12 protein-coding genes and 1 pseudogene are annotated in these 12,508 nt (G+C 67.9%); 6 read left to right on the forward strand and 7 right to left on the reverse strand.

Annotated elements, in window-relative coordinates; translation table 11 throughout:
* Positions 1-531: 531 nt before the first annotated feature.
* Complete coding sequence (locus tag AB0O34_RS24655; RefSeq protein WP_363919066.1) at positions 532-1,185, forward strand: hypothetical protein; 654 nt, start codon at positions 532-534, stop codon at positions 1,183-1,185.
* Between the two features lie 101 nt (positions 1,186-1,286).
* Here the strand turns inward: AB0O34_RS24655 and AB0O34_RS24660 are convergent, their stop codons facing one another.
* Positions 1,287-2,357: an ATP-dependent DNA ligase gene (locus tag AB0O34_RS24660; RefSeq protein WP_363919088.1), complete on the reverse strand. Its 1,071-nt coding sequence runs from the start codon at positions 2,355-2,357 to the stop codon at positions 1,287-1,289.
* 32 nt (positions 2,358-2,389) lie between these two features.
* Positions 2,390-3,112: a pyrimidine reductase family protein gene (locus AB0O34_RS24665; protein WP_363919068.1), complete on the reverse strand. Its 723-nt coding sequence runs from the start codon at positions 3,110-3,112 to the stop codon at positions 2,390-2,392.
* A gap of 170 nt (positions 3,113-3,282) precedes the next feature.
* Here AB0O34_RS24665 and AB0O34_RS24670 point away from each other — a divergent pair, with 170 nt between their 5' ends.
* Positions 3,283-3,678 (forward strand): hypothetical protein, encoded by a 396-nt coding sequence (locus AB0O34_RS24670; protein ID WP_363919070.1) that lies wholly within the window; start codon positions 3,283-3,285, stop codon positions 3,676-3,678.
* Between the two features lie 85 nt (positions 3,679-3,763).
* Here AB0O34_RS24670 and AB0O34_RS24675 read toward each other — a convergent pair whose 3' ends face one another.
* Together AB0O34_RS24675 and AB0O34_RS24680 are read right to left on the reverse strand one after the other, a co-directional pair.
* Positions 3,764-4,222: a hypothetical protein gene (locus tag AB0O34_RS24675; RefSeq protein ID WP_363919072.1), complete on the reverse strand. Its 459-nt coding sequence runs from the start codon at positions 4,220-4,222 to the stop codon at positions 3,764-3,766.
* 117 nt (positions 4,223-4,339) lie between these two features.
* Positions 4,340-4,876, reverse strand: coding sequence for an ATP-binding protein (locus AB0O34_RS24680; protein ID WP_363919074.1), 537 nt, complete (start codon positions 4,874-4,876; stop codon positions 4,340-4,342).
* 137 nt (positions 4,877-5,013) lie between these two features.
* Between AB0O34_RS24680 and AB0O34_RS24685 the strand changes: the two genes are divergently transcribed.
* From AB0O34_RS24685 to AB0O34_RS24695, 3 genes are all read left to right on the forward strand, one after another.
* Positions 5,014-6,198 (forward strand): helix-turn-helix transcriptional regulator, encoded by a 1,185-nt coding sequence (locus tag AB0O34_RS24685; RefSeq protein WP_363919076.1) that lies wholly within the window; start codon positions 5,014-5,016, stop codon positions 6,196-6,198.
* A 503-nt stretch (positions 6,199-6,701) separates the two neighbouring features.
* Positions 6,702-7,175 (forward strand): MarR family transcriptional regulator, encoded by a 474-nt coding sequence (locus tag AB0O34_RS24690; RefSeq protein ID WP_363919090.1) that lies wholly within the window; start codon positions 6,702-6,704, stop codon positions 7,173-7,175.
* Positions 7,172-8,053: an SDR family NAD(P)-dependent oxidoreductase gene (locus tag AB0O34_RS24695; RefSeq protein WP_363919078.1), complete on the forward strand. Its 882-nt coding sequence runs from the start codon at positions 7,172-7,174 to the stop codon at positions 8,051-8,053. Before AB0O34_RS24690 ends, AB0O34_RS24695 begins: the two co-directional genes overlap by 4 nt.
* 407 nt (positions 8,054-8,460) lie before the next feature.
* Here AB0O34_RS24695 and glgX read toward each other — a convergent pair whose 3' ends face one another.
* The 3 genes from glgX to AB0O34_RS24710 all read right to left on the reverse strand — a co-directional run bounded on the left by glgX (position 8,461) and on the right by AB0O34_RS24710 (position 12,184).
* The gene (gene glgX / locus AB0O34_RS24700; RefSeq protein ID WP_363919080.1) at positions 8,461-10,584 is read right to left on the reverse strand and encodes a glycogen debranching protein GlgX; all 2,124 of its coding nucleotides are present in this window, start codon (positions 10,582-10,584) and stop codon (positions 8,461-8,463) included.
* 362 nt (positions 10,585-10,946) lie between these two features.
* Positions 10,947-11,375, reverse strand: coding sequence for an OsmC family protein (locus AB0O34_RS24705; RefSeq protein ID WP_363919082.1), 429 nt, complete (start codon positions 11,373-11,375; stop codon positions 10,947-10,949).
* 32 nt (positions 11,376-11,407) lie between these two features.
* A complete protein-coding gene (locus AB0O34_RS24710; protein ID WP_363919084.1) occupies positions 11,408-12,184 on the reverse strand; it encodes an ABC transporter ATP-binding protein in 777 nt (258 codons plus the stop codon).
* A gap of 173 nt (positions 12,185-12,357) precedes the next feature.
* Between AB0O34_RS24710 and AB0O34_RS24715 the strand changes: the two are divergent.
* Positions 12,358-12,508 (forward strand): annotated as a pseudogene (locus AB0O34_RS24715) (transposase); the annotation flags it as partial.

Consider the following 12,508-nt stretch of genomic DNA (forward strand, 5'->3'; position numbering starts at 1 on the left):
CCGGATGCGCGACGATCGCGGCAGGTCCGAGCGGCGTGACCGGTCGGAGATGCGGGACGATCGCGACAGGTTCTAGCGGCGCGGCCGGTCGCAGATGAGGAGGCATTGACCTGGTACCAGCGGACCTGAGCGGATACGACTGGTCACAGGACAAGGGACATGGGTTACCGCCCATGTCCCTTCGGCGGCTCAGCGCATGGCCTTCCCCGTGGCCGGCGCCGTGGCAGAGCTTAGGCGGGCGGCGGGGGCCTCGATCGTGATGTCCGAACCGACCGGAAGTCGGCCGTGCGCTCGTGGCCGGCCTGCGCGCGGTGGCTCACCATTGAGGGCGTTAGTCCCCTCGAAAAGAGTGATATGTCCGGAGTGGAAGCGGATCCCGCCCGACGGAAGGGGAGTGGCCTCATCCCTCGTCACGTCGGTGTCACGGCGCGGTGGCGCGCCCCCGGAAACCATGTGGTTCGACGCCAAGAGCGGCCACCTGGGACCGTCGACGATCATTAAGGGTGGCCCGGACATGGAAAGGAGTCGGCCATGGTAGGCAAGCGATCGGTGATGCTGCTTGGTCCGGCGTTCCTCTCGCTCGCGCTCTGGACCACCGGAGCCGCCCAGGCCTCCGCCGCACCACGCCCCGCGACGGCGGTGGTCGCCGGCGCCGAGCAGAGCACGCCGGCGACGGCACCCGGATTCCGCGTCATGCCACGCGATGACGGGGACCGCGACCGGTCCGAGAAGCGCAGAGAGCGCCAGCAGTCGGAGATGCGCGCCGACCGTGAGCGGTCGGAGAGGCGCTTGGAGCGGGAGAGGTCGGAGGTGCGCGCCGACCGTGAGCGGTCCGAGAAGCGCATGGAACGGGAGCGGTCGGAGATGCGCAGGGACCTCGAGCGGTCGCAGAGGCGCCTGGAGCGGGAGAGGTCGGAGGTGCGCGCCGACCGTGAGCGGTCCGAGAAGCTCAGGGAGCGCGATCGGATGCAGAGGCCCAGCGAACGCGAGCGGTCGGAGAGGCTCAGGGAGCGCGATCGGATGGAAAGGCCCAGCGAGCGCGAGCGGTCGGAGAGGCTCAGGGAGCGCGATCGGATGGAAAGGCCCAGCGAGCGCGAGCGGTCGGAGGTGCGCAGCCACCACGAGCGGTCGGAGAGCCGGAGCGAGCACTACAGGTCCGAGAGTAATTCGGTGAGGGGGTACTGATCCGGCGACCGGACCAAGCCGATACGCCTGGTCATGAAGGAAGGGACATGGGTCTGCCGCCCATGTCCCTTCCGCCGCTTCGCCACGGGCGCGCGGCGTGCTCAGCGGGCGAGGATGTCGTCCAGGTTGTAGCCGACGGGATGCTCCAGCTGCTCGTAGTCGCACGACTCGGGCGTGCGGTCGGTGCGCCACCGGCGGAACTGGGCGGTGTGCCGGAACCGGTTGCCCTCCATGTGGTCGTAGGCCACCTCCACCACCAGCTTGGGGCTGAGCGGGATGAACGCGAGGTTCTTGCCGGCGCTCCAGCGGGAGATCGCGCCCGGCATGCGCTGGGTGGTGCTCTCGTCCTGCGACATCCAGGAGCTCCAGGGGTGGTCGCCGAGGTCGGTCAGCAGGTACGGCTTCAACTCGTCGATCAGCTCGGCCCGGCGCTTCATGGGGAACGACGCCGCCACGCCCACGTGGTGCAGCACGCCCGCCGAGTCGTACAGCCCGAGCAGCAGGGACCCGACCACCGGGCCTGACTTGTGCTCGCGGTATCCCGCCACCACGCAGTCGGCCGTGCGCTCGTGCTTGACCTTGAACATCGTGCGCCGGTCGGGTTCGTACGGCTGGGTGGTGCGCTTGACCACGATGCCGTCGAGCCCGGCTCCCTCGAACATCTCGAACCACTCGCCCGCCCGCTCGTCGCCGTCGGTGACGGGCGTCAGCCGTACCCGGTCGCCCGCTCCCGCGAGGGCGTCGACCAGACGCGCGCGGCGCTCTCCGAACGGGGTCTCCAGCAGGCTCTCGTCGCCGATGGCTAGCAGGTCGAACGCGACGAACGACGCCGGGGTCTGCTCCGCCAGCAGCCTCACCCGTGAGGCCGCGGGGTGGATGCGCTGCTGGAGGGCGTCGAAGTCGAGGATCTGGCCGCGTCGCAGCACGATCTCGCCGTCGACCACGCAGCGCTCGGGCAGCTCTCGCTTCACCGCCTCGATCAGCTCGGGGAAGTACCGGTTGAACGGGCGCTCGTTGCGGCTGCCGAGGTAGACCTCGTCGCCGTCGCGGAACACGATGCAGCGGAAACCGTCCCACTTGGGCTCGTAGAGCAGGGTGCCGTCCTGGGACGGCAGCTCCTTGATGGCCTTGGCCAGCATCGGCGCCACGGGCGGAGCGACCGGAAGGCTCATCTCGGGCGGGAGGTTCGGCTGGGCGGGAAGGTTCATTCCTTCTCCCGGGTGTACTTGCAGAAGAGGAAGCCTTCTTCCTCCAGGACGTGTGAGAGGCTCAGCCGGATGTTGGCGGCCGGGCCGTTGAGGATGCGGGCCGCGTCGCCGCCCGCCAGCAGCGGGCTGATCGTCAGGCAGAGCTCGTCCACCAGCCCGGCCGCCGCCATCTGCGCGTTGACGCGCGGGCCGCCCTCGCAGAGCACCTTGCCCAGCCCGCGCTCGCGCAGCGCCGCCACGGCGAGGGAGAGGTCGACCCGCTCGTCGCCCGCGACGATCACCTCGGCGTGCCTTTCGGCCTCGTCGCGCCGGTCCTTGGGCGCGCGCGCCGTCGTGATCACGATCGTCCTGGCGTACGGCTCCGCCTCGGTGAACAGGGGGCCGGCGAGGTCGAGGTCGAGCCGCCGCGTGATGACGGCGATGGGCGGGACGAGCGGCCGTCCCCGGCGCAGCTCCCCCCACGAGGCGCGCGGGCGGGCCGGGCCGTACCCCTCGGTGCGTACCGTCGCGGCGCCGGCCACCACCACGTCGGCCAGGCCGCGCAGCACTCCGAAGACGCGGCGGTCGCCCTTGCCGGACAGGCCCTCGGAAAGGCCCTTCAGCCAGGCGCCCCCGTCGACGCCGGCGACCATGTTGAGGCGCAGCCACTCGCCTTGGGGGTACGCGTAGGCCTCGGCGAGGTCGACGTCGTCCGCTGAGCTGGGAAGGATGCGTCGCACGCTCTCTACCTTGGCACAGGGTCGGTGCCCCGCACGCGAGCGGGGATCGGCCGTCCTCGAAGTAACGCTTCGGCATATTAGCGACATGTGAGGTATGGCAAGCGTAGCGTTACGCGGTCATCCGGAGATGTAGGTGGGGAAGAAGATCTCCGGAGGTCGGGAGGACATTGGTGCGAGTGGTCACTGCCGCGGTGTGGCTCGTCACCACCGGGTTCGGGATCTACCTGCTGTGCCTGTGGCTGGCAGGAGGAGGACTGCGCCGGCAGAGGACCAAGGTGACCCGCTACCCGAGCGTCCTGATCATCATGCATCCGGCGCTCGGGGTGACCTCGCTCGCCGCCTGGGCGGCCTTCGTCCTCACCGCCCGGCGCGGCTACATCTGGCTGTCACTGGGACTGCTCTGCCTCGCCACCCTGCTCGGCTTCGTGATGTTCACCCGCTGGCTGGGAGGCGGCCGGCACGCCCGCGACGCCGAACAAGGCTTCCCCGTCCTCCCCGTGATCCTCCACGGCCTCGCCGGAATCCTCACCTTCATCCTGATCCTCCTCGCCGCCACCACCATGTAGCCGCCACCACGGGCATGCAGCCTCCGCCGTGGGCCGGGAGCGGCGGGCTCACTCTGCCGGACCACCCGTCGCGTCCACGTGCCGGTCAGGGAGTACGGGTGAACTCTGCGGTCCAGTTGGTCTCCCAGGTCAGGCCGCCGTCGGCGGAGAACGCCTGCTCCCACCGGCACGACACCGCGGTGATCTCCGACCAGATGTAGCTCACCTTGATCGGGATGCCGCCGTACACGTCGTCGCAGGTGAACACGCCCCGCCCGTCGTCGCCGAAGCGGCCGGCCACCGGCGGCAGCGAGATGCCCGTGTTGCTGCTCGCCCAGTACAGCGACCAATCCTCGGTCGCCTCGTCGTACAACCGCAGCGTCACGCCGCTGAATCCTTGCGTCGCGAACGTGACCTCGTCGATGTTGCCGGCGCCGTCCAGGACACTCCAGCACTTGGTGACGCCCGGAAACTCGTACCAGTCGCTGCTACCGGCGAGCACCTTGCGCAGGCGCCGCTGCCGGGATGTCCAGTCGCCGACGAAGAAGTCGAAGTTGTTGTCCATGGCGCGACGCTAACCACCGATCCCTGACACCTACTGTCAGCGACCATCCACGAGATCACCGCAGGGCGAGGCGTTCCGGTGATCTCGGACGGACACCCCCTCGGTTCTGGGCGTACGTCATGTGGGCTGGCGGGGGGCCGGGAACGGGAGCGCCGCACGGGGGGTCTCGCGTCGGTATCCGACCTCGAACCACACCGTCCGGCCGGTGTCGTCGTCGTGTACGTCCCAGCGGTCGGAGACGAGGTCGACGAGCATGAGGCCCCGTCCTCCTTCGGAGAGGATGCCCCCGCAGACCCGGGGAGCCGTCCGGCTCCCGGCGTCGGCCACGTCGACGTGTACGAGGTCGTAGCAGTCGGCGAGCGCGAGCGTGACCTTCCCGCCGTTCTTGGAGTCCGAATGGACGACCGCGTTGGTGACGACCTCGGAGACCAGCAGCGTCACGTCATCCAGCGCCGGATGCCCGTCACCGAGCTTCCTTCTGACAAACTCCCGCGCCAGAGAAACCGACTCAGGAGAACCGACCAGATCGATGACCCCCAACAGGGTCCCGGTCGTCGCCTGCTCGGCCTGTCCCACATCCGGAGAGATGGTGTCCGCCCGACATGGCGCAGAATAGCTGATTGGTTCATCTGAATCGCTTTGCGTCACTGGCATAACAACGCTCTCCCCACTCACTCAGGCGTTTGCCGTCTCCTGCTCCTCATCGTTCCGATCGGTTCGCAAAAGTGCCAGTTGAACGATCGCTTGGAGCGATAAGGAAACGCTTAAGTGATTCATCGCTCAGGGCGATAATGATCTGGCAGGGCCATCGCTTAAAGCGATACGCTCGTTTCGTGGAAGTGCGGACTTTTCCCGAAGCCCTAAAAGCGATCATGGAACAGCAAGGGTGGACACAGGTCGAACTTGCGCGTGAGCTGGGGGTTTCCCAGGCGTGGGTTTCCGAGGTGTCCCGAGGACAAAAGGACACCGGTATGGCCAGGGCCATCGGCCTACTCGCGCGCGTGGGCTGGGAAGTTCGTATATCGCCCAAAATGGAGGAGTCTGTGGAACGCAGGGAATTCCTGGCGGCTGCCGCATCGGTGGTCTTTGTGCCGTCTACTCGGGCTAATCCTTATCAAGACGCCGATTATGTGCATACTTTGGCCGCATCGCTTGCCCGGAATCGGTACGAACTTGGTGGGATCCCGCTTGTTTCCTCCGCGCTGGGGCATGCCCGGCGTATCGAGCAGGTTCTTCACGACACTGTCCGCGACAAGGCCCTGCAAACGGCGGCATCCCAACTCGCGGACCAGGTGACGCTGGTCCTGTATGACGCGGGGTCTCTGGTCCAGGCCGACCGCGTCGGGGGTCTCGCGCTCGAACTCGCGCGACGGGCCGGCGACCACGAGAGCCAGGCTCGTGCGTACGACACGTTGAGCCGGGTGAGTCTCGATCGGGGGGACCATGCCAGAGGCGTCACCTATGCGCAGCGCGGGCTGCAGATGACCGATATCACCAACGGCCAGCGGGCCTCCCTGAGCATGAGACTGGGACGGTCACTGGCGTTCATCCCCGGGCAGGAAACGGCATCCCGGGACATCCTTGATCACGCCCTCAATGTCGGAGGTCTCTCGCCCTTCGGGGAAGCCGCCTTGGTGGGCGACGTGGCCATAGGTCTCGGCCATCTTCATGCATACGGGGAAGCCGGGACGTTGCTGAGCGAGGCGGCCGAGGCGATCGGGCAATGGTCACCTCTGTTCCGGGCGCAGTATCTGGGCCGGCAAGTCCAGACGGCTATGCGTGCGTCTGATCTTTCCCTGGCCGCCGATCGGATGCACAAATTGGCCCGAGCGCTTCCGTTCGTCACCTCGGGAAGAGTGAACAAGCGCGTGGGCGAGATCCTCAAGGCGTCGCAAACGAATGCCGCCCCGGAGATACGGCAGGCTCGTGAACACCTGCGAGCGATGATCTCCCCTGCACCGCCGCCGAGCACGTGAGAGCGGTATCCACACTGCGCGCCGTTTGGTGGGTGGATGGGTTGGGTGGGCAGCCGGTGGGTGCCCACGGCAATGGGTGACGGGTGGGCGTTTTGGGCCGTACGGCGTTGCGGCGCTTGTAGTGCGCGCAACCGCCTTGCCTCCCGCCGCAACGCTCCGTATGTGCGCATTGACAGTGCGCTTAGGGGAGACTCGGGGAGGTAACTCCGCTGGAGGGCGGCTAAGTCGGCGTGCGCGGTCTCGACGGCCTCCGGGTACGCCCGAGCCTTCTCCTGCTCGGCGAGCGCTCGGTAGATGTTGGAGAGGCTGGGGCTCTATCCCTTGCCGCGGCCGGTGGGGATGAGCAGATCGGGGTCGTTTCTAGGAGTCGGGCCACTGCATCCAGGAGCCGACAGGGCGGGGTGGCTTGAGCGTCACGGTGGGCCAGCCCGCCACCACGGCGGGAGGGCCTTACAAGTACATGGACTTTCAAATAATTGGATTATCCATGTACTGTGGGGGGCATGGATGATCGGCAGCTGACCGAAGAGCTATACGACTGCCTGTTCGCGATCCGCACCCAGGTGCACGCCGAGCTCAAGGAGCTGGCCCGGGACGCGGGGCTGACTGACACTCAGGCCGATGCGCTGTGGAGGCTGAGTCGCGGGCAGGAGATGACCGCGCGCCGTCTGGCCGAACTCTTGCAGTGCGACGCCTCAACCGCCACGTCGATGATTGACCGGCTGGAGAAGCGCGGCCTGGTCCGCCGTGTGCCTCACCCCATCGACCGCCGCGCGAAAGTCATCCAGCTCACCCCCGAGGGATGCGCGCTGCGCGATCGCGTCATCCAGCACACCACCGAGCACTCACCCTTCGCCCTCCTCGACCACGAGAGCAGGCTGCGCCTGCACGCGCTTCTCCGCGAAGTGATCGACGGCCCCCGCATGACAGGTGAGGCCGCCAGAGTCAAGGGCACCGTGAAAAAGGAGCAGCAGTGAGCAGCAAGACCGCGGTCATCACGGGCGGATCCTCGGGCCTGGGCCTTGTGACGGCACGCCACCTGATCAAGGCCGGTCAGAGCGTCGTCCTCGTCGGCCGGGACGCGACGCGCACCCGGGCCGCCGCCGACAGCCTGCGCGGCCTGGCCCCGGAGGGCAGTGACGCGGCACCGCCGAGGACGTACACCGCTGACCTGGAACAGTGGTCGCAGGTACAGGCACTGGCAGCCAAACTGGCCGCCGACAGACACCCGGTGGACGTCCTCATCAACAACGCAGGGGCGGCTTTCCCCCAGTACGAGCAGACGCCGGACGGCGTGGAGCGCACCTACGCACTCAATCACCACGCCCCGTTCTTGCTCACCCACGCCCTCTTAGCCGAGGGAGTACTCACGCACGAAGCGCGGATCATCAACATGTCCTCGTTCGTGGAAAAGCGTGGCAGGCTCGATGCCACCGATCCGGATGTCGCGGGAACATCGTGGAGCAAGCGCTTCTACAACCAGATCAACGTCTACGCGACGAGCAAACTCGTCAGCCTCCTGGCCGCGCGAGAACTCGCACACCGCCTGCCTGACGGCATAAGCCTGTACAACGCCAATCCCGGCATGGTCAAGGGCACCGGGATGAACAGCAACGCCGGCGGTCTGATGCGGCTGACCGCCCCGCTGTTCCGTCCGTTCGCCATCACCCCGGACGAAGGCGTGCAGACCCCAGTCTGGCTCGCCAGCGCCTCGCCCGCACCGCGCCCCAGCGGCGGATTCTTCAGCGAGTCCCAGCCGGACACCCCCTCGCGGCTGGCCCTGAACGACGCTCTCGCCCGAACCGTCTACACCAAAACCGCAGCCCTCCTCGGGGTGGAGCCCCTCACGAGGTAATCCCGTCCCGGAACCGGTTGCGACGCCGGGGACTGTACGGTTTTCTGCGACAGAGCCGTTAACTGGACACACCCTTCACGTAGCCGTCCATCACGGCTTCGCCGATGTGCTCCCTCGCGTTCGCAGGCATGCCGCCGCGCAGATAACGGACGCCTACCTCGAATTTCTCCTGGGGCACGGCACCGGGTGAAAGCTGGTACACATTGACGTTCCCATGCACGGTCTCCGCCTGGACGCCGACGGTGGCCGCCTCGGGGCTGAGATGACGGGGCCACGCCGTCAGAGCTGATGAGGGTGGTGGCGGGTTGCGTGTCGTGTATGGGGTTGGGTGGGCAGCAAGTGGGTGCCCACGGCGATGGGTGCCGGGTGGGCGTTTTACCGGTCGCTGGAAGACCTTTTACGGGCCGTCAGCCTCTCGCCGTTGAGCGGAGGATCTGCATGGAGCGGTTGGTGACCGTGACGGGTTTGCCGGGTTCGTGGGTCTCGGCCGCGGGACGGTCGTCGTAGGGGCCCTCGTCGTTGGTGTCGAGGACGGGCTGCCAGCCCGGGCCGTACTCGGGGCCGGGCAGGGTGAAGGTGATGTTCTCGTGGTGGCCGTTCACCAGCAGCAGGAACGAGTCGTCGCTGATGCGCTCGCCACGGGGGCCGGGCTCGCTGATCGCCTCGCCGTTGAGGAACACGGCCATCGCCTTGCCGAAGCCGCTGTGCCAATCGCCCGAGGTCATCTCCTCGCCGGACGGCGTGAGCCACACGATGTCGCGGACGTCGCCCTCCAGCATGCGCCCGAGGAAGAAGCGGCGGCGGCGGAAGACCGGGTGCTTCCTGCGGAGCCTGGCCATCGTGCGGATGAAGTCGAGCAGGTCGGACTCGGACCCGAGCAGGGACCAGTCGACCCACGAGATCTCGTTGTCCTGGCAGTAGGCGTTGTTGTTGCCGTGCTGCGTGCGGCCGAGCTCGTCGCCGTGGAGCAGCATCGGCACGCCCTGGGACACGAACAGGGTGGTCAGGAAGTTGCGGCGCTGCCGGCGGCGCAGCATCACGATGGCCGGGTCCTCGACCGGCCCCTCGGCGCCGCAGTTCCATGAGCGGTTGTCGTCGGTGCCGTCGCGGTTGTTCTCGGCGTTCGCCTCGTTGTGCTTGTGGTCGTAGGAGACCAGGTCGGTCAGCGTGAACCCGTCGTGGCAGGTGACGAAGTTGATCGAGGCGACGGGCCGGCGCCCGCTCGTGGCGTACAGGTCGGAGGAGCCCGTGAGGCGGGAGGCGAACTCGGGCAGCACCGACTGGCTGCCCCGCCAGAAGTCGCGGACGCTGTCGCGGTACTTGCCGTTCCACTCGGTCCACAGCGGCGGGAAGTTGCCCACCTGGTAGCCGCCCGGGCCGACGTCCCACGGCTCGGCGATCAGCTTGACCTGGGAGATCACCGGATCCTGCTGGATCAGGTCGAAGAACGACGACAGCCGGTCGACGTCGTGCAGCTCGCGGGCCAGGGCGGCGGCCAGGTCGAACCGGAAGCCGTCGACGTGCATCTCCATGACCCAGTAGCGCAGCGAGTCCATGATGAGCTGCAGCGCGTGGGGTGAGCGGACGTTCAGGGAGTTGCCGCAGCCGGTGTAGTCGAGCATGAGCCGGCGGTCGGTGTCGAGCAGCCGGTAGTAGGAGGCGTTGTCTATGCCCCGGTAGGCAAGCATCGGCCCCATGTGGTCGCCCTCGGCGGTGTGGTTGTAGACCACGTCGAGGATGACCTCGATGCCCGCCGCGTGCAGGCTCTTGACCATCGACTTGAACTCCGGCACCTGCCCGCCGCGCTGTCCCGCGCTCGAGTAGGCGTTGTGCGGGGCCAGGAAGGAGATCGTGTTGTAGCCCCAGTAGTTGGTGAGGCCACGGGCCACCATCGCGTGCTCGGGCACGAACTGGTGCACCGGCATGAGCTCCACCGCCGTCACGCCCATGCTGAGCAGGTGCTGGATCACCGACGGGTGGGCGAGCCCCGCGTAGGTGCCGCGCTGCTCCTCGGGCACGTCCGGATGGCGCATGGTGAGCCCGCGCACGTGCGCCTCGTAGATCACGGTCTCGTGGTACGGCGTGCGGGGCGGGCGGTCGTTGCCCCAGTCGAAGAAGGGGTTGACGACGACGTTCTTCGGCATGTGCGGGGCGCTGTCGTCGGTGTTGCGCTGCCCGGGGTCGGTGAACTGGTAGGAGAACAGCGACCGGTCCCAGTGCACGTCGCCCTCGATCGCCTTGGCGTACGGGTCGAGCAGCAGCTTGCTGGGATCGCAGTGGTGCCCCCTCGCGGGGTCGTACGGCCCGTGCACGCGGTAGCCGTACCGCTGGCCGGGCATGACGCCGGGGAGGTAGCCGTGCCAGACGAAGCCGTCGACCTCGGGGAGATCGATGCGGGTCTCTTCGCCGGAGTCGTCGAAAAGGCAGAGCTCGACCCGCTCGGCGACCTCGGAGAAGAGTGCGAAGCTCGTACCGGCTCCATCCCAGGTGGCGCCCAACGGGTACGGCTCTCCAGGCCAGACCTCACGCATGTAGCCTCATTGTGGTCGTGGGAACGGTCCGCGGTGCAGCTCGATCGCGTCGTGTTTCCTGTCGTGACCCGGTGCCCCGTCAGCTCCTCTCTGGTCAGGGCTCCGTTGCCGCGTCCCTGGATGCTTACGTCCCGGCTCTACTGTCGATATTAGGGCCGCGGGTCTGATTTACCAGATCTTTTGGCCCGCTAGGGGTACTGATCGAACAGACCGTGGATCGCACCCGCCAGCGTGGCAACAACCTACACGTAACCGATAAATCTGTATATAACACGCAAACACCCAGTAAACGGTACAAGCCAGACGAAGCACGCACGAAACGGCCCCCGCGTGACGTCGCACGCGGGGGCCGGGACGGGTCATCAGCCGATCAGCTCGGCGTTCAGCGTGATCGTGGTGCCCGCGAGAGCCTTGCTGACCGGGCAGTTGGCCTTGGCGGTCTCGGCGGCGGTCTGGAAGTCCGCAGCCGAGATGCCGGGGACCTGGGCCCGTACGGACAGAACGATGCCCGTGATGCCCTCGCCCGGCTGGAAGGTCACGTCCGCCTTGGTCTCGACCTGCTGCGGCGGCGTGCCCGCCTGGGCGAGCCCGTGCGAGAGGGCCATCGAGAAGCAGGAGGAGTGGGCAGCCGCGATGAGCTCCTCGGGGCTGGTCTTGCCATTGGCCTGCTCGGCGCGCGAGGGCCACGAGACGTCGAACGTCCCGACCCCCGAGGTGTCGAGCGAGACGGTGCCCGAGCCGTCGAGCAGCGCGCCCTTCCACTGGGTCGTCGCGGTACGTGTCGTCGCCATTGCGATCATCCCTTCAATATCGAGGTCCTTGCCTAGCCGAACCTACACGCGTGCTTGATGGGCGCGGTGCTCGGCACGGACCAGGTCCTCGACCTCCGACCGCAGGGCGAGGAACTCCGCCGAGCGCTTGTCCTCCAGCGAGCGGGCCGAGGGGAGGCCGACGGGGAGGTCACGGGCGTCCTGCCGGGATCGCAGGACAGGACGAGCACCCTCTGCCCGAGGAAGACCGCCTCCTCGACGTCGTGCGTGACCATGATCACAGTCGTCGAGACGTCGAGCCACACCTGGCGGATCAGGAGCTGCATGTCCTCCTTGGTCTGCACGTCCAGGGCGCCGAACGGCTCGTCGAGCAGCAGCACGCGCGGCGAGCAGGCGAGCGCCCTGGCGATGGCGACGCGCTGCTGCTGGCCGCCCGACAGCCGCCCCGGCAGGGCGGTGGCGAGGTCACCGAGCCCCACCTCGTCGAGCAGCCGCCCGACCCGCTCCTCGCGCCGGGCTCGGGAGATGCCGAGCGACTCCAGCCCGAAGGCGACGTTCCGCGCCACGCTGCGCCACGGGTAGAGGGACGCCGTCTGGAACACCAGCCCCCGCTCGGGGCCGGGGCCGGTCACCTCGTTCCCGTCGAGGAGCACCCGGCCGGTGGTCGGCGGCGTGAGCCCGGCGATCAGCGAGAGCAGGGTGCTCTTGCCGGATCCGCTGGCGCCCACGACGCAGACGAACTCCCCGGGCGCGATCGTGAGGTCGAGGCCGGCCAGCACCGGGACGCCCGGCGTGAACTCCTTGCCGACCCCCTCCAGCCGCAACGTCACGCGGCCCACCTCCCGACGCGTGCGCGCACCAGGCGCAGGGTGATGTCGATGGTCAGCCCGATCAGGCCGATGACCACGAGGATCGCGAAGATGCGGTCGGTCTGCAGGAACCGCTGGGCCCGGGTGATCCGGTAGCCCAGCCCGGACGTGGCCGCGATCAGCTCCGCCACGAGGCACTGGCCCGCAAGGCCAAGGGCTCCGCGAACCGGGGCAAGGCGAAGCTCCGCGTCGCCAAGGTGTACGCCCGGATCGCCGACCGGCGGCGGGATTTCCTGCACAAGCTCACCACTGGTCTCGTCCGTGAGAACCAAACGGTCGTGATCG

The sequence above is a fragment of the Sphaerisporangium sp. NPDC088356 genome, from assembly GCF_040685555.1.
Taxonomy (GTDB): domain Bacteria; phylum Actinomycetota; class Actinomycetes; order Streptosporangiales; family Streptosporangiaceae; genus Sphaerisporangium.